This is a genomic window from Sorangium sp. So ce448, from assembly GCF_051520915.1.
Taxonomy (GTDB): domain Bacteria; phylum Myxococcota_A; class Polyangia; order Polyangiales; family Polyangiaceae; genus Sorangium; species Sorangium cellulosum_B.
In genome coordinates, this window is the sequence record NZ_CP150343.1 from 4,504,796 (window position 1) to 4,527,415 (window position 22,620).

Annotated in this window: 15 protein-coding genes; 8 read left to right on the forward strand and 7 right to left on the reverse strand. The window is 70.5% G+C overall.

What is annotated here, in order from left to right; genetic code table 11:
- Positions 1 to 34: 34 nt before the first annotated feature.
- Positions 35 to 1,861, reverse strand: a complete 1,827-nt coding sequence (locus tag WMF45_RS17150; RefSeq protein WP_437717953.1) for a c-type cytochrome — start codon at positions 1,859 to 1,861, stop codon at positions 35 to 37.
- A gap of 438 nt (positions 1,862 to 2,299) precedes the next feature.
- Here WMF45_RS17150 and WMF45_RS17155 point away from each other — a divergent pair, with 438 nt between their 5' ends.
- From WMF45_RS17155 to WMF45_RS17165, 3 genes are all read left to right on the forward strand, one after another.
- Positions 2,300 to 3,928: a TolC family protein gene (locus WMF45_RS17155; protein WP_437717954.1), complete on the forward strand. Its 1,629-nt coding sequence runs from the start codon at positions 2,300 to 2,302 to the stop codon at positions 3,926 to 3,928.
- Between the two features lie 173 nt (positions 3,929 to 4,101).
- Complete coding sequence (locus WMF45_RS17160) at positions 4,102 to 6,318, forward strand: sodium-translocating pyrophosphatase (RefSeq protein WP_437717955.1); 2,217 nt, start codon at positions 4,102 to 4,104, stop codon at positions 6,316 to 6,318.
- 95 nt (positions 6,319 to 6,413) lie between these two features.
- Positions 6,414 to 9,743 (forward strand): SNF2-related protein, encoded by a 3,330-nt coding sequence (locus tag WMF45_RS17165; RefSeq protein WP_437717956.1) that lies wholly within the window; start codon positions 6,414 to 6,416, stop codon positions 9,741 to 9,743.
- 160 nt (positions 9,744 to 9,903) lie between these two features.
- On the opposite strand, the gene WMF45_RS17170 is transcribed toward WMF45_RS17165, so the two are convergent.
- The 3 genes from WMF45_RS17170 to WMF45_RS17180 are packed head-to-tail and all read right to left on the reverse strand — an operon-like array spanning position 9,904 to position 11,753.
- On the reverse strand, positions 9,904 to 10,512 hold the full coding sequence (locus tag WMF45_RS17170) for an ExbD/TolR family protein (protein WP_437717957.1): 609 nt from the start codon (positions 10,510 to 10,512) through the stop codon (positions 9,904 to 9,906).
- A complete protein-coding gene (locus WMF45_RS17175) occupies positions 10,509 to 11,072 on the reverse strand; it encodes an ExbD/TolR family protein (protein ID WP_437717958.1) in 564 nt (187 codons plus the stop codon). Before WMF45_RS17175 ends, WMF45_RS17170 begins: the two co-directional genes overlap by 4 nt.
- A gap of 3 nt (positions 11,073 to 11,075) precedes the next feature.
- Complete coding sequence (locus WMF45_RS17180) at positions 11,076 to 11,753, reverse strand: MotA/TolQ/ExbB proton channel family protein (RefSeq protein ID WP_012235624.1); 678 nt, start codon at positions 11,751 to 11,753, stop codon at positions 11,076 to 11,078.
- A gap of 996 nt (positions 11,754 to 12,749) precedes the next feature.
- Here WMF45_RS17180 and WMF45_RS17185 point away from each other — a divergent pair.
- The 4 genes from WMF45_RS17185 (at position 12,750) to WMF45_RS17200 (ending at position 15,959) form a co-directional block, all read left to right on the forward strand.
- Positions 12,750 to 13,370, forward strand: coding sequence for a MotA/TolQ/ExbB proton channel family protein (locus WMF45_RS17185; protein ID WP_231864858.1), 621 nt, complete (start codon positions 12,750 to 12,752; stop codon positions 13,368 to 13,370).
- Between the two features lie 226 nt (positions 13,371 to 13,596).
- Entirely contained in the window at positions 13,597 to 14,166 is a 570-nt protein-coding gene (locus tag WMF45_RS17190; RefSeq protein ID WP_437300011.1) for an ExbD/TolR family protein, read from the forward strand.
- A gap of 15 nt (positions 14,167 to 14,181) precedes the next feature.
- The gene (locus WMF45_RS17195) at positions 14,182 to 14,763 is read left to right on the forward strand and encodes an ExbD/TolR family protein (protein WP_020735583.1); all 582 of its coding nucleotides are present in this window, start codon (positions 14,182 to 14,184) and stop codon (positions 14,761 to 14,763) included.
- Between the two features lie 191 nt (positions 14,764 to 14,954).
- Positions 14,955 to 15,959, forward strand: a complete 1,005-nt coding sequence (locus WMF45_RS17200) for a hypothetical protein (protein WP_437717959.1) — start codon at positions 14,955 to 14,957, stop codon at positions 15,957 to 15,959.
- 121 nt (positions 15,960 to 16,080) lie between these two features.
- Here the strand turns inward: WMF45_RS17200 and WMF45_RS17205 are convergent, their stop codons facing one another.
- Genes WMF45_RS17205 through WMF45_RS17215 form a run of 3 tightly spaced genes read right to left on the reverse strand, consistent with a single transcriptional unit; the run spans position 16,081 to position 19,432 of the window.
- The gene (locus WMF45_RS17205) at positions 16,081 to 17,382 is read right to left on the reverse strand and encodes a DUF4147 domain-containing protein (RefSeq protein ID WP_437717960.1); all 1,302 of its coding nucleotides are present in this window, start codon (positions 17,380 to 17,382) and stop codon (positions 16,081 to 16,083) included.
- The gene (locus WMF45_RS17210) at positions 17,379 to 18,101 is read right to left on the reverse strand and encodes a hypothetical protein (protein WP_437717961.1); all 723 of its coding nucleotides are present in this window, start codon (positions 18,099 to 18,101) and stop codon (positions 17,379 to 17,381) included. The genes WMF45_RS17205 and WMF45_RS17210 overlap by 4 nt, the downstream gene beginning before the upstream one ends.
- Entirely contained in the window at positions 18,101 to 19,432 is a 1,332-nt protein-coding gene (locus WMF45_RS17215; protein ID WP_437717962.1) for an HD domain-containing protein, read from the reverse strand. Before WMF45_RS17215 ends, WMF45_RS17210 begins: the two co-directional genes overlap by 1 nt.
- 981 nt (positions 19,433 to 20,413) lie before the next feature.
- On the opposite strand from WMF45_RS17215, the gene WMF45_RS17220 reads away from it, so the two are divergent.
- On the forward strand, positions 20,414 to 22,531 hold the full coding sequence (locus WMF45_RS17220; protein ID WP_437717963.1) for a hypothetical protein: 2,118 nt from the start codon (positions 20,414 to 20,416) through the stop codon (positions 22,529 to 22,531).
- Positions 22,532 to 22,620 lie beyond the last annotated feature (89 nt).

Genomic DNA, 22,620 nt, shown 5'->3' on the forward strand with positions numbered 1-22,620 from the left:
CGGGCTCACCGGCGGAAAATCCCGCCGGAAGGGGTCAGAGGGTCTCGAGGTAGGCGACCAGATCGTCGATCTGGGCGTCCGAGAGCTGGGACGTCTTGCCGTGCCGGTCGCCGCCGCCGCAGGCGGGGTTGGTGAACCGGTCCTTCAGCGTCGGCGCGCAACCGTCGTGCATGAACGGCGCGCGCGCGCCGATGCGGACCAGCGACGGCACCTGGAAGGGCTTGCCCGTCCCGACGTCGAACGAGTCGTTGGTCGTGAGCTGAGCGCCCGCGTGGCAGCTCGCGCAGTCGACGGCCTTGTCGTGGAAGAGGGCCTCGCCGCGCGCGACGGCCTCTGCGTCGGGCGCCGACGACACCGGCGGAGCGGGGAGGCTGTCGATCCACCGGGCGAAGACCTTCACCCGGCGCGGTCCCTGGTGCATGCCGCCCATGCGCCGCTCGAAGACCTCGTCCATGATGGCTTCGATACCCGACATATCGCCGTCCCAGTGGAACGGGGCCGTGTTGAGGATCCCGCCGCTGACGAACTGGGTGCGCCGCGGTCCGATGGGGTTGAAGTGCCAGGTATGGCTGTCCTCGCCTCCCTCCGGATGGCATGACGCGCACGCCATCGGGCCGGCAGTGTTCCGGTGGAACATCTCGTGGCCGGTGTCCCTCCGGCTCTCCCCGGGGAGCGTGATGACCTTGGCGGCGCGGTTGCCGGCGGTGTTGGGAGCCCCGAGGACCTGGATGCCCGCCGGCTCGCGGGTCTGCACCACCACGGAGCCGCCGGCGAACGCGACGGCCGTGGGCTCGCCTTCCACGACCACGCGCTGCTCCGCCTCGACGCAGGTTCCTTCGAAGGCATCAGCCGTCAGGTTCAAGTTCGCGCGGCTGGTCATGAGGATCTCGCTCCTGCCGGCCGCGACGACCGCATACGAGAGACCGTCATCGGACACCGCGACATCGACCGGGAGGGTCGCGGAGGGGAGAGCAGCGGCCAGGTTCGGCTGGCCGTCGGAGTCGGGCGTCCCGACCTCCGAGACCGTGCCGTGGACGACGCTCCCATCGCATCCGCCGGAGCTGTAGCCCCCCTCCACGATCTCGACGGGCGCGATCAAGGCGCGCTGGTGGACCATCGCGACACCGCCAGTCGGCAGCTTGATCGTCCGCCAGGCGACGGTCGGCGCGAACTCCTGACCGAACAGGTTGAACTTCGGGAGCTTCTTTTGCTCCATGACGATGCCGTCCGCCCCGATGGTGAGCAGCTCGGCAGACCGGAACTTGCTGACCAGGAGCCGGTCCCCGTCCACGATCACGTCGCGCAGATCGCGATCGAGCTTCAGGCGGCGCGTCGCCGCTCCGGGACCGGCCGGGAGCGTGACGAGCTCGCCGCCGAGGCAGGCCACATGGAGCGCGTCGGTCTGCGCATCGTAGGCGACCCCCCGCGGGGCCGGGCACACGTCGCGCCGGTCGACGATCGTCCCGCTCTCCGCGTCGACGGTCACGATCGCGCCGCCGCGGCGGAGCGCGACGTGGAAGCGACCGGCGTCGTCCTCGACGACCCTGCCCGGCTCGTCGCCCTTCTGCAGGGCGATCTCCGCGGTCAGCTTCTGCGCCTGGAGATCGACGATCCAGACGCGGTCGCGATCCGGATCCGCGGCCACCGCCCGGAGGGCGCTCTTGCTCACGGCGAGCGTTCCGCCGCTGATGGCGGGCGGCGGCTCCGCCGCGACCGCGACGCTCCCCGGATCGCCGATGCCGATGTCGGGGGTGTCGTCCTCACCGAGCTCCCACGGAGCGCAGGCGGCAAAGGGTGATGCGATGACAAGGATGGCGAGGAACGGGGAGAAGCTGCGGCGCGACGCAAGCAGTCTATGCATGAGGGCCTCCGGTCCGCCGCCAAGCAAGATGGCGGCCACTTCATTCGATGTTCTTCCATTCGATCGCGCGCGGCAATACGTGTTGCCGCGGAGAGAGCGACGTATTCCTGCCGTCCACAACGCGCGTGAGCGGGGTTGGGGGGCGGGTCTGGCGAGGGTCCCGGGATGCGCATCGGTGACGACGTCCCTGCTGTCGTGGCCCATTGCGGCACGGCATGACGAGCGCACCAGACCATCGGGCCCGGCGTCGCTGCGGACGGTGTCCGGCGCGGTCTGCGTAGGACGTGGGCCTTGGGGCGCAAGCATCCCGTGGGCCGAGAGCGCGGGCTGCCCGGTCACCTTCGCCGGACGGCGAGGCGAGCCATCGCCGAGACGCGATGCGTGGGATCGCCTGTGACTTGACGGGTGCTCTCGCCGCCCATAAGTGACCGACCGGTCATGAAAAGCACCGCACCCTCGTCTCGACGCAGCATCTCGCTGGCTTCGACGCTCGCCGGGCTGCTCGCCCTCGGGCTCATCGCCTCACCGGCCGCGGGGCAGCCGGCCGCTCCCCGACCGGCGGCTCCGCAGCCGGTCACCCCGCCGCCCGCCCCGGCGCCTCCTGCCGCGGGCCAACCGCAGCCCCCGGGCGCTCCTGTCGCTGCGGCCCAGCCGGCGGCGCCGAAGGCCGATCCGCTCGCCACGGCGCTCGCGCCGCAGCCGGGAGGGCTGACCCCGGACGACGTCGCGAAGGCTGCGCTGCAAACGCGCGCGTCGCTCCGCGCCAAGCAGGCCGATCTCCGCGCGGCGGCTGCGAAGGTCGACCAGGCGATGGTCAATTTCTTTCCGCGCGTGACCCTGACGGCGACGTACACGCGCCTGTCTGAGGTCGAGAGCGCAGGGCTCGGGGGCATCGTCGGCGCGCAGAACACGGGGCTGATCCAGGTCGGTCCGTGTCCGCCTGGCGTGCAAGGGCAGTGTGTCGTCGACAGCGGCGGTCAGCCGGTGGGGGCAGCCTCGCTGTCCTTTCCGGCGCCCCTCAACAGCATTTCGCTCGCGGCGAATCTCGCCGTCCCCATCTCGGACTACGTGTTCCGCATCTCCCAGGGATATGCGGCTGCGTCCCACGCGGAGAGCGCGAAGAAGCTCGAGCTCCAGGCGGAGACCCTTCAGGCCGCGGCCGACGCGAAGGTCGCCTTCTTCAACTGGGTCCGCGTGAGGGGGCAGGTCGTCGTCGCAGGTGAGGCGGTGTCTCAGGCGAAGGCGCACGTCGAGGACGCGCGCCGCACCTTCGAGGTGGGTCTGCTCTCACGCGCCGACGTGCTCCGGCTCGAGGCTCAGGTGGCCGGCGCAGAGCAGGTGCTCAACGAGGCGCAAGCCGCGCTCCTTGTCGCGGATGACCAGATCCGGATCGCGCTCGGCGCCGCACAGGACAGGCCGCTCACGCTGGGGATCGACGTGATGGGCAGCGCGCCCGCGAAGCCGCCAGCCGAGGCGCTCCCGGGGCTGGTCCAGGAGGCGCTCCAGAAGCGCCTCGAGATCCGCGCGCTCGACGAGACGCAGTACTCGCTCGAGAAGGCCGAGGCGGTCACGAGGGCCGGCTACTTTCCGCGCGTGGATGGGTTCGCCGATCTCACCTACGCGAACCCCAACCAGCGTGTCTTCCCGACGCAGGATAAGTTCGCTTTGACATGGTCCGCCGGCGTCCGCGCCACGTGGGTCGTCAACGACATCTTCGCCACCGCGGGCGCGTCCGCCGAGGCGAACGCCCGCACCACGCAGATCGCGGAGCAGAAGGCCGCGCTGCGCGACGCCCTCCGCCTCGAGGTGACCTCGGCGTATTCCGAGCTGAGCAAGGCCGCGAGCAGCATCGAGTCAGCGGAGCGCCAGCTCGCGGCGGCCGCGGAGTCGATGCGCGTCCGATCCGAGCTGTTCCGGGCAGGGCGGGCCACGAGCGTCGACGTGGTCGACGCCGAGGGCGAGGTGACGCGCGCGCGGCTCCAGCAGCTCAACGCGCGTGTCGGCGCGCTCGTCGCCAAGACCCGGCTGGACCACGTGGTCGGACGCGACGTGAAGGACCTGAAATGACCTCGCCGCGCGCGTCTTCTTCGCTTGCACGGCCCTCCTGGCCGGAGTAGGGAAGGCGTGCGCCGCTGCACCGCGGGTTCCTGCGGCGCCGTTGTCGACACCGTGGCAACCACCCGCATCATCCCTCACCGGCCGAGGCAGCGCGTCCACGGTGCGCGCCCGGTCCGCCCGTCATGACGGAGCTTGCGCTCATCCTCAGCGGCGGCCTGCTCGGGCTCGCCTTTGCGGCTTACCTCGCTCGCTGGGTCGTCGCACGCCCCGCGGTCGAGCCCGAGATGCAGCGCGTCGCCGCGATCATCCAGGGGGTCGCGGAGGCGTACTTTCGCCGCCAGAGCAGCGTGATCGGCGCGGTCTCCGCGATGGTCGGAGGCGCCATCTTCCTCGCTTACGGCCTCCTCCGGCGCGCCGGGGAGAACAACCCGGTGCCGGCGCTGGAGCTCGGTGTCTGGCTGACGCTCTCGTTCGCGGTCGGGGCCGCCAGCGCGGTCGCGACCGGCCGTGTCGCCGCCTGGATCGCGCCCCGCACCAGCGTACGCGCCGCGAGCGGCGCCCGCCGCTCGCTCGATCTCGCCTTGCAGATCGCCCTCCGCGGCGGCGCCGTGTCGGGGCTCTTCGTCGCGAGCATGAGCCTGCTCGGCCTCGGCGGCCTGTTCGCCGCGGTCCTCGCGTTCCGTGGCGGCTTCGGCGCCGAGCCGGCCGAGGCGCTCGCGCTCGCCCCGACCATCCCCTGGGTCATCGCCGGTTACCCGCTCGGCGCGTCTTTCGCCGCCCTGATGGCGCAGCTCGGCGGCGGTACCTTCTCCAAGGCGGCCGACCTCGGCGCGGATCTCGCCGGCGCGGAGGTCGGGCTCGACGAGGACGACCTCCAGAACCCGGCCACGATCGTCGATCTGGCGGGTGATACGGTCGGCGACTGCGCCGGGCGCGCGGCCGGCGTCTTCGCCTCCACCGTCGCCGAGAACGCGGGCGCCATGGTGGTGGGCGCGATGCTCTTCCGCAACAACGCCGGGCTCCCGAGCGCCCTCGCCGTCGTGCTCTTCCCGCTCGTCAGCCGCGCGTTCGGCCTCATCGCGACGCTCTTCGGCGTGATGGTCGTCAAGACCGACGACCGCGAGGACGCCTTCAACGCCCTCGTGCGGGGGCTCTACGTCACGGCCACCCTCCACGCCGTCGGCATCGCCGGGGCCGCCAAGTGGCTGCTCGACGCCCACTGGGTCATCTTCTTCGCCTGCGGTGTGATCGGCATCGTCACCGGCATCGGCGTGCTGCACGTCACGCAGTACTACACCGAGCAGCGGCACCGCCCGGTGCGCGAGCTCGCCGAGGCGGCCCGCAGCGGCTCTGCGATGGCGGTGCTGCGCGGGCTCGCCATCGGCCTCGAGAGCTCGGTGCTCCCGCTCCTGGTCGTCGTCGGCGCCACCTTCGGCTCCTACCTGCTCGGCGCCCGCTCCGGGCTCGCCGGGGGGGGCCTGTTCGGCACCGCGGTCGCGACGATGGGGATGCTGGGCACCGCGGGGTACGTCCTCGCCATGGATGCGTTCGGCCCCATCGTGGACAACGCGGGCGGGATCGTCGCCGTGACCGTCGCCCGCGAGCGGCCGGACGTGCGTGGCCGCACCCTCGTGCTCGATGCCGTCGGCAACACGACCAAGGCGCTCACGAAGGCGTACACGGCCGGCGTGGCCGCGCTCGCCTCGCTGCTGCTCGTCGCCGGCTACCTCGATGAGTCCCGGCGCCGCGCGTTGGCGTCGAGCGCGCCGATCCGCGGCGAGACGACCGCGATGGTCCTGCGCCTCGACCGGCCCGAGGTCTATCTCGGCGCCTTGGTCGGGATCCTCCTTGTCTTCTGGCTGGCCGGCCGCTGCATTCGCAACGTCCTCCAGGCTGGCCGACGCGTCCTCGACGAGGTGAGGCGCCAGGCCCGCGCCCGCCCGCCGGGCTTCGTCGGCGACCACGAGCCCTGCGTCGAGATGGTCTCTCGGGCCGCGCTGCGCCATATGATCGCGCCAGCCCTCGTCTCCGCGGTGGTGCCCGTCGTCGTGGGACTTGCCTTGCGCTTTGCAAGGACGGAAGATAATCCTCTGGTCGCGGCCGATTCAGTCGCGGCCTTGATCATGGCCGGGACGGTCGCAGGCGTCCTCGGATCGCTCTTCTTGGGGAATACCGGGGCGATCTGGGACAATGCGAGGCAGTACATCGCGACCGGCGCGCACGGTGGGCGCTACCTTGTCGACGAGACGGGGGCGCGGGCGGACAACCCCACCTATGGTGCCGCCGTCGTCGGCGACACGATCGGCGATCCGCTCAAGGACGTGGCCGGTCCCGCGATCCACGTGCTCATCAAGATGCTCCCCGCCGTGATCATCGTGTTCTTACCGTTCTTCATCTGATGACGGTTCTTCACCCAGCGGGATTTGCCAAGAGATCCCGTTCACCCGACCCATCCCGGCGAATTGCCGCCGCACCCGTATCCCGAGCCCACGACGTGCCGCCTCCGATCTCCGACGCACTCTCCACCCTCAGCGATCGTGGCCTGCGAAGGCTGCTTGGCGCCCGCACCTTTCTCCGCGGGCTGGAGTACTTCCGCCGCCGCGTCGTCGAGGACATCTCCATCAACGAGACGATGGCGAGCGGCACCGTCCGCGCCGCCGACTCCGAGCCGTATCCCGTCAAGGTCGAGCTATCGCCCGATGGCATCCAGTCACAGTGTTCCTGTCCGGCGTTCCAGAAGGCTGGGCAGCACTGCAAGCACGTCGCGGCGCTGCTCATCAGCATCCGCGACCAGGCGCGCGGCGCGCAGCCGCGGCGCGAGCCGCCGATCCCGGCGCTCGTCCCGCAGACCGCCCACGCCGGCGGTGACGCCCTGAAGCGCGTGCGCCGTCGCGACCGCCGCGGGCGCCTGGCGATCACGCCGGCGGCGCCCGTCCCGACCGTCGTCGGCACCCACGGGCCGCCGGGCTCACCCGTCGCCCTCGCGGCGCCGATCCTGGACGCGACGGCCAAGCAGACGGGGATCGGCGCCTGGCTTCCGCCCGAGGGCGTCACCGGGGCACGGCGCGTGGAGTTCCGCCTCCACGTGCGGCAAGGGGCGCTGACCGTCACCGTCCTCGACGCCGAGGCGCGCGTCCCGGTGCTGCCCTCTGCGGCGCTGGCCTGGCAGGCGCTCTATCCGACGCCGGATCGCGACGCGCTCCGGCTGCTCGCCCGGTTCGAGAGCGGCAACCCGCGCCACCCGGCCGTCGACATCCGCGGCGAGGACGTGGCCGAGCTGCTCCCGCTGCTCGAGGGGCAGCGCGTGCTGCTCGAGCCGGCCCTGATGCAGCTCCGCTTCGGCGACGACAGCCTGCGGCCGCGCTTCGATCTCGAGACCGTCGGCGGCGACACCATCATCGTGAAGACGAGCTTCGAACGGGGGAACGACAAGCGCCGCTTCTCGCTGCTGCAGGGCGGGTGGTTCGAGGGCTGGCCGGGCTGGCACATCGACACGCAGGAGGGGCTCGCGCGCCGCATCGACAAGCGCGTCTCCCCCGCGGCGATGCGCCGCCTGCTCCGCTCGCCGACCATCGGCGAGCCGATGAGCGAGCTGGCCCGCATCATCATGCAGGGGCTGCCCAAGATCGCGCTCGAGGTCGGCGCGGAGCTGCCCGACCTGAACCAGATCGCCGAGGTCGTCGATCTCGTGCCCACGTTCCGCATGCGCGCGGGCGGCTCGCTCATCGAGGCGCGCGTCACGCTGACCGCCGCCTACGGCGACGCCGAGGTCGCCGTGCGCGCCGACGGCATGTCGCCCCCTGTGCTCATTCAGCCGCCCGAGGAGGGGATGAAGCGCGCCCGCTGCATCCGCGTGGACATCGCCGCGCAGCAGGAGGCGGCGAGCAAGCTGCTCGCCCTCGGGCTCAAGCCGGACGAGACGGGCCAGGGCTTCGTCGCGAACGGCGACCAGGCGCTCACCTTCTGGACCGAGGGGCTCGCCGAGCTCCCCGACGACTGGGATCTCTTCGTCCCCGAGGATCTCGTCGACACGCAGGTGCGCGGCAGGCCGATCGGCGTGTTCGCCAAGGTCACCTCGGGGATGGACTGGCTGAACGTCAAGCTCAGCTTCGAGAGCGAGGGTGTCGGCGTCGATCGCGACGAGCTGCGCCGCTGTCTCGCCGAGGGCAAGCGCTACGTCCGCCTCGAGGACGGGTCGTTCGCCGGGTTCGATCCCGACGCGGTGCGCGCGATGCTCGATCGCGAGGTCGAGCTGATGATGGCGGCCGGCAAGAACGGCCGGCTGCCCCTCGCGCAGGCCGGGCGGGTGCACGAGCTGCTCCAGCACGCGAGCGGATCGAACGTGACCGCCTCCGCGCGCGAGCTGTTCCAGAAGCTCAGCAACATCGACGAGATCGGCAGCACCAAGCGGCCCAGGAACCTGAAGGCGACGCTCCGTCCCTACCAGGAGGCGGGCCTCTCGTGGCTCAAGTTCATCCATGACATCGGCTCGGGCGGCGTGCTCGCCGACGACATGGGCCTCGGCAAGACGGTCCAGACGCTCGCCCTCCTGCTCGCCGTCAAGCAGGAGGAGAAGCACATGCGCGCGCTGATCGTCGCCCCGACGAGCGTCGTCACGAACTGGGAGCGCGAGCTCGCCCGGTTCGCGCCCTCGCTGTCGGTCGCCCTCTGGCACGGCGCCGATCGCAAGGATCAGATCGACGAGGTGAAGGCCGCGGAGGTGGTGATCACGAGCTACGCGCTCCTCCGTCGCGACGAGGATTTCCTCGCGCAACTCGACCTGAGCTACGCCATCCTCGACGAGGCGCAGCACATCAAGAACCCGATGAGCGCCACCGCCGCGGCGGCCAAGCGGCTCCGCGCGAAGCGCCGGCTCGCGCTGACGGGCACGCCCATCGAGAACCGGCTCTCGGAGATCTGGTCCATCTTCGACTTCGTCTCACCGGGCCTGCTCGGCTCGCTCGACAAGTTCGAGGCCCGCTTCTCGCGCCCGATCGAGGCGGGCGACTACAGGACCGCGCAGCGGCTCCGCGCCGCCATCCACCCGTTCATCCTGCGCCGCACGAAGCAGGAGGTCGCCAAGGATCTTCCCGAGAAGATCGAGATGGATCAGATCTGCGATCTCACCGGCGAGCAGCGGGCGCTCTACCTGCAGGTCGCGCGCGAGGTGCGGGCGCAGGTCCTCGGCGAGGTCGAGCGCGTCGGCCTCGCGAAGAGCCAGCTGCAGATCCTCGCCGGCCTCACCCGCCTCCGGCAGGCGGCCTGCGACCCGCGGCTGCTCGGCTTGCCGCGGGAGTTCGGCGACGACGACTCGGGCAAGCTCGTCGCGGTCCGCGAGCTCATCGCGAACGCCGTCGAGGGCGGGCACAAGGTCCTCGTCTTCAGCCAGTTCGTGATGATGCTGAGGCTCATCGAGAAGGCGATGAAGGAGGATGGTGTCGCCTACGAGTACCTCGACGGCTCCACGAAGGACCGGGCGGAGCGCGTCGACCGCTTCCAGAACGATCCGAGCGTGCCGGTCTTCCTCATCAGCCTCAAGGCGGGCGGCACGGGCTTGAACCTCACCGCGGCCGACACGGTCATCCACTTCGATCCGTGGTGGAACCCGGCGGTCGAGCAGCAGGCCACCGACCGCGCCCACCGCATCGGGCAGACGAAGGTGGTGACGGCCTATCGGCTCATCGCCGAGGGGACGATCGAGGAGAAGATCCTGCTGCTCAAGGACAAGAAGCGTCAGCTCGTCGCCTCCGTCCTCAGCGAGGACGCGGGCGGCGCGAAGAAGCTCACCAAGGCCGACCTGGAAGAGCTGTTCGCGGTGGACTGAACGGACGACGGCGCGCAGGGGAGCGCGCCAGTCGCGGAGCACCGGCCGATCCATGAGGGCGCGCAGGGGAGCGCGCCCTCATCGAGGCACGGGTGGATCCATGGCGGCGCTCGGAGTGGCCCTCACGGGGCCTTCCGGCACCGCAGGGCGGGGGAGGGGGCTACGGCTTGCGGCCGCCGCTCAGGACCATCAGGTGGTACTTGCCGAACTCGCTCTGCCCCAGGGTGAACAGGACCTCGATCAGCAGGCGGTACGGCGTGGTTGCGTCGGCGACGATGATCGCCTCCGACGACGACGGATCGAGCCCTTTCGCTGCGCGAATGGCCTTGTCCGTCTCGCGCGCGTGGGACAGGGCGTTCGCCAGCGGCACGATGTAGAGATCGTTCGGGCCGCTTCGCTTGTACTTTGCGTCGACGCCCGACTGCGCGAGCTGCTCGCGGTTGGGCAGCATGACGATAGGGGTCGGATCCTCGCCGACCAGGATCTGCGACTTCGAGACGATGACGACCACGCCCTCCTGGGAGGGCTCGGCCTGCATCACCGACTTCGGCAGGGTGAGGTCCTTCGACTGCGGGATGGATGCCGCCGACGATCCCACGCTCTTCAGCAAGAAGACGAGGATGATCGTCATCAGGTCGAGCATCGCCGTGATGTTCAAGAAGTCGATCTCGGGGTCCCGCCGGTTCCTTCGGATCGCCTTCCGGAGGGCCGCCTTATAGCGGACGACGCTCGCCTTCGGCCGCGGGGCAGGTCGCTGCTCGACGCTCATCGGGCCACCCCGAAGTGGACCTCCGGGAACAGCACCTCCCCGTCGTCGCTCCTCAGCGCATCCATCACGTCGATGATCGTCTTGTAGTCGATGCCCGGGTTCGCCGTGATCGTCACCTGCGTCTCCTCTTTGAACTCGGGGCGGGCGTTCTTGAGGCGCTTCGCGCACGCCGTGAGCGCGAGGTAGTCATAGCTGTCGTTCGCCTTCGGCACCGTGACCCCGCCGCCCACGTCCTGGCAGCCGGTCGCGATGTTGCCGCTCGACGTCTTCAGCGAGATCCCCTGGCTCGTGATGAACGCGGAGAGGTTCAACGCCTTGCTCGAGAGCTCGCTGCGCACCTTGCCCCCCCCGATGGATGGCGGGGTCGTGTCGATCGACGACACGAATGTCACCGACACGCTGGCGAGCACGAAGATGAGGATGTTCATGATGATGTCGAGGTACGGGACGACGTTGAGCTCGCCGGCCTCCTCCCCGGCTTCGGGCTCCTTGGGGTGCGATAGGCGCCGGATCTTCGATCGCTGCGCCGAGCTGAGCGGGACGTCTTGCGGGTCCGCCATGGGCTAGTAGCCAGGCTTGCTGCTGATCGTGAGCAGGTTGAAGACGCGCTCGGTCGTCGACTCGAGATCGTGCTGGATGTTCTTGGAGCGGGTGTGGAGCAGCACGTGCGCGATCATGCAGACGACCGCGATGGCGAGGCCGAACGCCGTGTTGTACATGGCCTCCGCGATGCCGTTCGAGAGCATCCGCTGCTTGTCGGCCTGCGAGAGGCCCTGAGCGGCGATGGAGGCGAACGTGTTGATCAGGCCGGAGACCGTCCCGATGAGGCCGATCAGCGTCGCGATGTTCGCGAGCGACCACAGGGCGCCGATGCGCTTCTCCACGGCCGGCTTGAGCTCGGACAGCTTCTCGCTGAGGGCGGCGTCGATCTCGTCGGCCCCCTTGTTCGCGTGGGTCAGGCCGGCCTTGACGAGCTGCAGGATCGGGTAGTCGCTCGCGTCGCAGAGCTTGATGGCGCGGTCGATGTTGCCGGCCGCCACCAGCTTCTTGACCTGCGCGAAGAACTCCTTGGAGTTCACGCGGTAGCGTCCCAGCTGGAACGCGGTTCGTTCGATGATGATGGTCACCACGACCGCGGAGACGACCAGGTTCGCGATCAGGAAGGTCGGATTGTGCTTGATGGCCTCCCACATCCCACCTTCGCCACCACCCTCGGCCGCCAACATCAGCAGATGACGCATCCTCGAAGTCCCTTTCTCAGCGTCGTCAGAAGCCCGACAATCTCCAGGCGCGGCGACTATAACTGCCGCCCGATCCCGTGTGCAAGCTCGGCGATGCTGCCGCGCCCCGGGCCGCGAGGCCGGGATCGCCGAAAATCCCCGCAAGAACCAGCGCATCTTACGGCGAGCTCGCCCCGGCCACGCGGACGGGCGCCGACGGCGCCCGGGCCGGACAGGTAGGTCCGGAGACCCCTGAATCGCTCCGGCTGCCGGCGTCTGAGCGGGCCACCGTGCTCTGCCATCGCCGCGTCGTCCGGGCGGATGAGTCGCTGCGCTCGCTTCCGGGTGACGCGGCTCGCACTGCCGCGGCGCGCGATCCGGCCGGCGGTGGTCATGCGGGCGCTGCGCCCCCTGAAATTCGCGGCATCTGCCGCTGGTCGGCCCGCATCGCTCCCGGCCGATCATGACATAACCTCGCGATTGTTGTAAAGTTTTGCCCGTATCAGAGCGCTCACGTGTGGCCAAATCTCTCTTGACGGCGCCGGGTCTCAATCGCGAAGATGCGCGAGTCCCCCGGGCGCGTCGGCGTAGCTTGGCCACAAGGCGGCACGCTCTGCGGTGAACGGGGAGCCGCGCCCAGAGCCATGAAAGGGCCCCTGGCGCGACGACGCGAAGTCAGTCTTGGACGACAGGTGGGAGAGCTGGGACGGCGCCGCGCGCCGGCACCAGAAGAGACGATCAGGACTCTTGCAGAGGTCAGCGCCGCTCGGCTAGCGTCCCGTGGGCATCTCGCCAGAGAGCGACAGCAGCACGCCGTCCACGGCCAGCGCCGCCAAGCAAAACAGGCCTCTCATCCGTCTTTACGTGTGAGTGAAAGACTGCCGCCCCTCGGCAACACGAGTCTGACAAAGGGAACCGATCGAGTTGCGCGAAACCTCATCCCGGGGACGCGAGGCGAACTGGAGGACAGAAGCAATGCACGGAGCGTATGAAGCTTTCAAAGAGGGTGGGTGGGGTATGTGGCCCATCCTGTTCTGGTCGATCCTCACGATCGGCATCATCGTCGAACGCGCCCTCTACCTGTTCGGCTCGTCCATCAACAAGGACGTCTTTCTCGCCACCATGCAGAAGTGCATCCTGGCGGGTGACGTTGCCAAGGCCGTGAAGATGTGTTCGGCGGCGAACGCCCCGCTCGCCCGCATCGTCCAGGCCGGCCTTGTCAAGGTGAACCGTCCCGACGAGGAGGTCCAGGCGGCGATGGACGAGGCGGCTCTCCGCGAGCTGCCGAAGATCTCGGCGCGCACCTCGTACCTCGCGCTGCTCGCGAACCTCGCGATGCTCTCCGGCCTCCTCGGGACCGTGACGGGCCTCATCAAGTCGTTCGGCTCCGTCGCCGGCGAGTCGGTCGACCCCAGCCAGAAGGCCCGCGTGCTCGCGCTCGGGATCTCCGAGGCCATGAACTGCACCGCCTTCGGCCTCGGCGTGGCCATCATCGGCCTCATCGGCTTCGCCGTGCTGAACGGCAAGACGCAGCACATCGAGGACGACATCAACGAGGCGTCGGTGCAGATCCTCAACCTCGTCGTCGCGAACCGTCAGAAGGTGAATGTCGCAGCAGTAGGTCAGGCGGCTGCCTGATGGTCCTCGGCGGGTCCAGGTCGTCGAGCGCCCTCCGCGCGCGATGTCGCCTGGGCCCGCTCTCGCGCCTCGAAGCCCCGGACGGCGGGTTCCGCCGCCGGGGTCCCGGGAACTTCGGAAGAGCGACGAAGTCAGACCCAGCATGGTGGCCCACCGCGAGCTGCGGGCAGGGCGTTCCCCGGAACAACTTGGATAGGTGGGCTCAGGCTCACGTTGGGAAGGCAATATGGGCGGCGTAGACGTCGGCGACGGTGGCGGCAAGAAGCGGTCGACGAACAGCGATATCAACATGATCCCGTTCATCGACCTGCTGATGGTCACGATTGCATTCCTGTTGATCACGGCGGTCTGGGTCACCAACTCGCGCATGAACGCGGACGCCCAGGTCCCTGGCCCTCCGGACCCGAACAAGGAGCTCACCCCGCAGACGCCGGAGAAGGTGCTGAACCTGCACATCGGCGAGAGCGAGTTCGGGCTCGTGTGGAAGCAGGGCGCGACGGTGGTCAACGAGGTCAAGGTGAACAAGTCGCCCGTCGAGATCGGCGACGCGAGCTCGAAGATCGTCCGCTACCCCGAGCTGGCGAAGCGGATCGAGGAGGAGTGGAAGACCCACGGCGGCCACCGGGATCCGAGCGACAAGAAGCTCGATCAGGCCATCCTCCACACCGACAACCGGACGCCCTTCAAGGAGATCGTCGCGGTGCTCGACGCGCTCTACGCGCCCAAGCGCGAGATGCGGCTGCCCGATGGGAACAAGCAGGTCCCCGTGTTCAACATGACGTTCTCGGTCCGCTGAGGCAGGAGCGCGCACATGGATAGGTTCAATCCGAAGCACCACAAGAACCCCCACGCCCACGTGATCCACCAGCCGGGCCGCCGGCTGATGAAGGGCGTGCCGCTCCGGTTCGTGTGGAACAAGGTGTCCGGACACGGCGCTCGCAGCCCGAACGCGGGGCTCAACCTCGTGAGCTTCATCGACTTCCTCGTCGTGACCGTGATCTTCCTCCTGATGTCCTTCTCGGCGTCAGGCGAGATCGCTGTCGACAAGAACGTCAAGCTCCCGAAGGCGGAGAACGTCGAGGACGTCATCGACGCGCCGATGGTCGCCGTGAACGGCAACCAGATCCTCGTCGACGGCGCCCTGGCCGGGTCGACCCGCGCGATCGAGGAGCTCGGGCGCCTTCAGAAGATCGACGAGCTCTTCAACCTGCTCAAGAACAAGCGCGAGCTGTGGAAGCAGGTGCAGCCGAACAAGCCGTTCCCCGGCGTGTGCATCCTCCAGGTCGATCAGAACGTGCCCGCGCTGGTCGTGAAGAGCGTGTTCCAGACCGCGGCGTTCGCCGGTTACCCGAACGTCAGCTTCATGGTCAGCAAGCTCCCGAAGTCGCAGTGATCCCCGCTTCTTGACCTATCGAGCACAGAAGGATGGGGCACGCCGGGCGACTCCCGGCGGCCTCGGTCACCATGGAACGGTGGTGGCTCCAGCGGCGCGCTCGGCGCGGCCTTCGCCTCTACGCGGCTCGCGTGGAGGAGGCTGCCTTGCTCGGGTGAGCGGGCTGGGGCCTCCTGCGTGGAGCCTCTGCTATGTCCTCTGAACAGCCGCCCCGCGAGCGCGGCCTGCCGTCGGTCTACAAGGCGCGCGAGGCGCGCTCCAAGATGCGCTGGCCCCCGGCGAAGTTCTGGGGTTACACGGCCCTCGTCCTGGCGGTCTCGGCGATCCTCCACTGGAAGTGGTCGCAGGGGCAGATGGAGAGCGCGCGCCAGAAGCTGATGGCGCGCCAGCGCGCCGTCGCCGTCGAGCTCGGCCCGCGCTGGTTCCCCATGCGCGAGCGCGTGGAGGGCTGGACCCTCGATCTGGCGCGGAGCGCCGGCGCCGATCTCGTGGATCGGGAGGCGCTCAAGACGTGGAATTTTCGTGAGATTGCGGGTATTTACCTGCGCCTCCGGGTAGACGAGGCCACGGGCGTCGACGCCGTCCGGAAGAACGCGCAGCAGTCGCTCCGCGACGCGTTCACTGCGTGTCTCTTGCGTGTACCGAACCCGAACCCGCTGGCCGGCGCGGAGTGCAAGCGCACGCGGGACTGCCCCGCGGGCGAGTACTGCAACGAGGCCGAGCGCTGCTCCAGGCCCGCGCAGCCATTCAACCTGCGCGTCGCCTACCGTACGATGCACGTCCTCTCGGACGAGTGGGTGCGTGACGCACAGGATGCCTCGAGCGAGCTCCGCTTGCGGCTGCTGGAGTCCAGCTTCGAGGACACGATGCGCGACGATGTTCCGCTCGCGGCGGAGCTCCTCACGCGGGCGCAGTATTACCTCCTCGTCCTCGACGAGCCGGCCGAGGGAGCGACGAGCACCGAAGCGTTGCTCGGGGTGTCGCACATGGCGCGGGTCGGGGTGTGGCGGCTGTCGGACGGCAAGCCCATCCTGCGGGTGCGCCGCGAGGCGAGCGGCAACCTCATCGGTGGGACGCCCTCGATCGAGGGGAGCGTGCTCGATGCCCGGCAGCGGCAGGCGAACAGCTGCGCGCTCGCGCTCGCGGTGCGCGAGGCGATGGGCGACACCACGGCCGCGGTCACCGAGCCGCAGTGAGGGCGCGCCGCTTCCGCGGCGTGCGTGCCGCTCATCGCGCCTGCGCGCGTGAGCTCGCCTCGTAGCGCGCGCCGCCGCGTGAGCTCACGCGCGCTGCTTCGCCGCAGCGCGCGCTGCCGCGTCAGCGCGCACGCGCGCCTCCTGGGAAGTCTCGCGCGACGATGTGCAGGTCCGTGAGGTTGTGACCTGTGGGGCCCGTCTCGACACGCGTGCCGAGCGCGCGGTGAACGACGGCGTCGTCGAAGCGCGCGAGCGCGGAGTCGATCGTGCGGTCGTCCGTCGCGGCGGCTGCCGCGCGGGCAACGGCCGCTCCCGCGGCGCCGGAGCTGCCGTCGACGCCGTCGGAGGCCGCGCAGAGGAGCGCGACGTCCGGTGGCAAGCCGCGCAGGGCAGCGAGCGCGATCCATCCTGCGCGGCCGCCGGCCCCGCGGTGGGCCGACAGCGCCAGCGTCGGTTCGCACGGGATCACGGCCGCTTCGCCGGGAGCGAGGGTGCGCGCGAGCGCGAGGCGACGCTCGACGATCGCGCGCGCGTCGCCGTCCTCGGCGCGGGCGGCGGTGGCGCGGAGCCCTGCCCTGTCGGCGAGGGCCGCCGCCACGCGATCCGCGAGCTTGTCCGGATCGGCGAGCACGCGCGCTTCCAGGCGCCTCGCGTCCGCTGGCTTCAGCGATTCGCTGAACGCGGGCGTGAGCCGCGCGAACCGAGGGGCCCAGCGATCGAGCGCGGCGAGCGCCTCCTCCACGCGCGTCGGGTCCGGGACGGTGGGGCCCGAGCCGACGTCGTGCGGGAGTCCACCCACGACGTCGCTCATGAGCAGCGTCAGCACGCGCGCCGGGGCCGCCGCCGCCGCGAGCCGCCCGCCCTTGATCCGCGACAGGTGGCGGCGAACGAGGTTGACGTCCTGGATCGGCGCGCCTGCTTCCAGCAGCTCTGCGACGATGGCCTGCTTGTCCGCGAGGGACACGCCCGGAGGCGGCGCGGCGAGCAGCGCCGAGGCGCCGCCGGAGAGGAGGGCGATCAACAGATCCTCGGGCCCGAGCGCGGCCGCGATGGCGAGGGCCGCTTCGGCCGCGTCCACGCTGCGCGCGTCGGGGATGGGGTGCGCCGCGCGCATCACGCGCAGCGGGCGCAGCGCGGCCTCCTCGGGGTCGGCCATCGATGTCGTCTCATCGCGCGCGGCGAGCGCCGGGGCCGCGACGGTGATGACGAGCCCTCCGGCGATCCTGTCACCCCAGCGGCGGAGCGCCCCCTGGGCCATCCCGGGCGCCGCCTTCCCCGCCGCGATCACGAACACGCGGCCGCGGTGCGCTCCGGCTTCGGCGTCGAGCGCGCGCTCGACGAGCCCAGCTGGCTCGAGCTCTGAGAGCCCGGCGCGGAACGCGGCCACCAGCGTCGCGCGGAGCTCGTCGAGCGCGGCGCTCAACGGGTCCTCGCGCCAACCACGCCGCGCTGCGCCGCCCCCTGGGCGGGGGCGCGGTCGCCTGCGTCGACGAGGTGCGCGCGGAGGAAGTGATGCCAGCCGAGCGTGACCGAGAGGAGCGCCCGCTGCGTGTCGCGCGGGCCATCGTTGCCCGAGAGCTCCGGCCCGCGAAGGCGGAGCGCACCCCGCAGGCCGAGGAACGGGCCCGTGGCGTCTCCCAGGAGCGGCACGTCGAGCGACATCGAGAGCTCCAGCCCGGGCTCCGCGGCGAGCGCGGCTCCGGGCGGCGCTTCCCAGAACGAGCCCACGCCGAGCGCCACGGAATCGATGAAGAGGTCGAGCCAGGGCGCGCTGCGCTCGAGATTGCTCGCATAGCGGGCGAGGAAGAGCGGCTGGATGAAGACGCCGCTCGCGATCGAGCGCGCGACGGGCGCTCCCTCTGCGCCGAGCGCGTCCGTGTAGTGCGCGTACAGGCCGGCGGTCGAGAGGTACACCGCGGCGCCGCGCGCGCAGAGCGCCGGACCCCCATCTGCGAACGAGGCGCCTGCGCCCGCGCGCAGATCGAGGTCTCCGTCCAGCCGGCCGTACGCGCCGTCGCCTTCCGCATACGCCGTGGACGCCCCCGCGAGCGCCGCGAGCGCTGCGACGCCGGCGAGCGCTCTGGTGATGGTGCGGCGCGTGGGCTCGGACGATCCGCGGGCTGCCTTGTTCCTGGTGGTCATCAGCGTATCAGCGCCTCCCGCACCGTATCCCGCAGCTCGGGCGCGAAGAGGATCCGGGTGCGAGTCATCGTCTCGTTGCGCAGCCGATCCAGCAAGAAGGACACCTCGGCGGGGCGCCGCGGGCGCCCTCTGGAGTAGACGACCATGAGCGACGCGTCCTCGGCGTAGGGCGTGTCCTCGGCGACGTCGACGCCGACGTACACCTCCGGGTCGAGCCCGGCGCTCTGCGCGATCTCGCGCACGGTCTCGAGCGCCGCCGCCCGCCGGGCGTCGCGCTCGGCCGGCGACTCGCCGGGCTCCGGGAACAGCTCGACCGACTTGAAGAGCGAGCGCACGCGCAGGCGGCGGGCGAGATCGGACAGCACGGGATCGGGCGCCGCTTCCCAGGCATGGATGGACCCGAGCAGGACCTGATCGTCGAGCTCGAGGTACTGCTCCAGGGTGGGCATCTCGCCGACGGCCATCGCCGCGACAGCCGTGGGGACCTCGGGGATCCGGTCCCCGGCGGTGAGGCGGGTGACGACGCGCCGCAGGATGGCGCCGATCATCCACTCCGCGCTGCGCGTCGTCTTGTGGAAATAGACCTGCTGAAACATGAAGAAGCGAGCGAGCAGGAACGACTCTATCGCGCTCATCCCCTTCGTACCGTCGATGGCGAGCGCGGGCGCTGGCGGGGCAGACGCGGCGCCGCCGCCGGGCATCTCCACCTGGACGTCGCTGAACCTGAGGCTGCGGAGCAGCCATGGCAGGTCGTACTCGCCGTACCTGACGCCCGTCGCGTGCGCGTCTCGGAGCAGGTAGTCGCAGCGATCGACGTCAAAGGTGCCGCTCACCGCCTTGGCGAGGTACGGCAGCTCGTGCCGTCCGCCGATGAGGTCGGCGACCCGCTGCGGGAGATAGGGATCCTGGCGCACGAGCACCTGGTGCACGTCCGAGGACGGGTCGAGCAGGATGCGCTCGGTCCAGCGCTCGTGGTGGAGCGCCCCCGGCATGGCTTCCTCGAAGAGGTGCGACAGCGGGCCGTGGCCGAGATCGTGCAGGAACGCTGCGGCGATCGCGTCGCGCGCGCGGTCGCTGGTCACTCTCTGCCAGAACGGAAGGTCGCGATCGATTTGACGGAGCCTCGCGATCAGGAGGCGCATCACGTGGGCGGCCCCGAGCGCGTGCGAGAAGCGGGTGTGCTCGGCGCCTGGGAAGGCGAGCGACGTCAGCCCGAGCTGACGGATGCGCCGCAGCCGCTGCACCTCGCGAGTGCCGAGCAAGCGCGGAACGATGGCCGCTTCGCCGCTCTCGAACTCGATCAAGCCGTGGACTGGGTCGCGCAGGATCAAGATGGGTCTCCACTCGACGCCATGGGCGCAAACGGCGCCGAGTCACTCAGGAGTCGCCTGATGGCGTCGATCTGCGGGCGTGCGCGCAGGGGGGAGGGCTCATTGCTTCGGGCGTGCGGTGTGGAGCACAGCATGGTGCGCCTCGAACAGGGGCGGGAAATCAAGGAGGTATGCGACGTTCCCACGTGGGCCCGCGGAAAGGCAAGCGCGGCTCGTCGCCGAGCCTTCCTCGTGAGCGATCCAGCGAACCGGTCGGCTCCGCCTGACGAGGACGACAGGCGCGCGGCGTCGGGGCGTCATGAGCGTGGCGTGCGACGGAATCCACGCGACGGGGCCAGCCACGCCGAGGCGGAGTCGCGCGGCGGACGTCGTGCGGCCGACGTCGCGGACGTCGCCAACGTCAAGCGAGGGGCAAATTGCGTCGAGCGTTGCGTGAGGCGAAGGCACGCGTGGCGCACCACGGCACCGCGAGCGCTGCCCCGCGGCCGCGTGCGATTGCGTACGAGCGCGTGTGATTGCGTGCGATTGCGTGCGGTCGCGGTGCACGAGACGAGCGCTCGAGATGCGCGGCTGAGATGCCAGAGGCGAATCGGGCGAACAGCGCGCGACCATGCGAGGAACGTACGAGGAACGTACGAGGAACGTACGAGGAACGTGCAAGGACGACGTGGACCACAGCGGGGTGAACAGACGCGACCAGACGCGACCAGACGCGACCAGACGAAAAGGAGGCGCCGCGATGCCAGCGAGCGAAATTGCGATCGGAGAAAATTGTGTTCGGAGGATGAAAGTGCTCGATTTCTTGAAGCTGGACGAGCATCCTGGTGTACGGTAGGAGGCTGACTATTCCGTTGGTTAACGCGGGTCATCGGATATCCGGGAGATCAAGTCGAGCGCATGACCACGACCAACGGACGACAGTCGGGGCGGGAGCATCCTGCAGATGAGGAGCAAGGTCGGGTGACACGCGAATCGGGAGGCATGGCGAGCAGTGATGAGGCTGAGCTCGACGAGTCGCCGAGGCGGCTCGACGCCATCCTCCGCGCCCTCCCAGAGTCGGAGCTCAAGGGCCTCATCACACGCATGGGGATCCGCATCGACGCTGCGAAGCGCATCGACGCGCCTTCTCAGGCGGCGCGGGCGCTGGTCGGCCTCCCCGACGTGCGCGACCCGTCGCGGCTCCCGACCGCCAGCCGCGAGCTGCTCCATCGCATCGCCGAGGCGGGCGGCGTGCTCGTCGTCCCCTCGCTCCCAGCCGGCCTCGAGCCGCTCATCGCCCGTGGCGTCGTCTACGCGCGCAAGACCGACGAGGGCATCGAGCTCGTCCTCCCGGCGGCGTTCCTCGTCCAGCTGAAGAGCTGGGAGAGCGAGGACCCCCGGGCGATCCGGGCGCTGCTCGCGCAGGCGCCCTTCGAGACGATGAGCGCGATCGCGACGCACTACCTCGGCCGCCCGGCCACGCCGCCCATCGCGCTGTCCCTCGAGAACGCGTGGGAGACGCTGAGCGATCCGGAGCGGCTCCGCGAGGAGATCGATCGCCTCGCGCCCGTCGAGCGCCGCCTGCTCGAGTCCATCGAGGCCGTCGGCGGCGAGGTGGACACGCAGGAGCTTCTCGATCTGGAGCGGGAGCCGATGCGCCTGCGCAGCGCGAGCGGGGTGACGGCGAGCCGCCGCGGCGCGGGCTTCGCGCTCGAGCGCCGCGCCTTCCTGATCCCGATCCATCCGAACCGGCACGTCGTGCCGACCGAGGTGGCCGCCATCGTCGGCGCGGATCGCCGTAGGATGCGCGAGAAGCGGCGCGAGCAGATCCGGTCGTTCGTCCTGGAGGAGGATCACGCCCCGCGGCGAGCTCGCTTCGCCTCGGATCCCGGGATGCTCGCGCTGGCGCTCGCGTACTGCGTGCGCGAGCCCGGCAGCGACGTGCGCCCCGGCGTCGGGACGCCGCGATCGCTGCTCGTCCGGCTCGCGCAGCGCTTCGGGCGGGACGTCGAGGGCGTCGCGCTCGTCGCAGCGCTGTCGCGCGCCGTCGGGCTCTGGGACGCATCCGCCGCGTCGCCGGCGACGCCGCCCGGCTCGCTCCAGGTGCAGGAGCTGACGCCGCTCCTGTTCACGACGTGGCGCCGCGGCGGCGCGTGGGATGAAGCGCGCGCCGAGCGGGAGGTTCTCCGGGTCGCGTCGGACAACCGCGACGCGAGCCCCATCGGCGCGCTCCGCGAGATGGTGCTCGACGCGCTGCACGATCTCGGCGAAGGCCGCTGGGTCCCCTGGCAGTCGCTTCAGGGCTACCTGGCGGCGGACGAGCGCATCGCCGGGGTCGAGCGGCTGGTCCGTCGCTGGGCCGAGCGCGCCTCGGTGGAGGCGCCGGAGGTCCCCGACATCACGCGGCGGATCGCGCTGGAGTCGCTGCCAGCGCTCGGGATCATCGATCTCGGCGGGGCCGAGGACGTGGCCAGCGCGGAGCTGGCGCTCCGGCTGACGCCGCGCGGGCGGGCGCTCCTCGCGGGCTCCGCGCCGAGCTCGGACAGCAGCAAGAGCAAGTTCGTCGAGGCGCACGCGCTGCGCGTCGGCCTGAGCGCCAAGGTCGCTGCCGTGCTCGGGCTCTCGTCGTTCGCCGAGATCGGCCGCGTCGGCGATCAGGTCGATCTCCTGCTCACGCCGCCGTCGATCGCGCGCGCGCTGTCGGTGGGCCTCGACAGCGACGCCCTGCGCTCTCGCATCGAGGCGGTGGCGCCGCTGCCGGACACCATCTCGCGCATGCTCATCCAGGCGAGCGTCGTCATCGGCAAGGCGAGCTTCGTCGGCGCCTCCGGCTTCCTCTGGATCGAGGATCCCGAGATCCGCGAGCTGCTCCGCACGCGGAGACCGGCGGCCGAGATGTTCGTCGATCCGTCGCCCCCCTCGGGCTTGCTCATCGAGGCGGGGGTCGATCTGGAGCGGCTCATCCGTCGCTGCCGCGCGCTCGGCGTCGAGATCGAGGCCGATCTCGGCAACCTCAAGGCGACGCGGCAAACCCCGGCGCACGGCACCGAGGGACCGCACCGGACCTCCTCGACGGCGAACATGCGCCGATCCCGGACTCCGCCGGCGCGCACCCGCTGAGCTCGCTGTCAACCGGCATCGAGAGGCGAGAGGCCATGAGCGCGGGCCGACCGCTGAGCCGAACCTGAAGGAACGGCCTTTCGGTCATC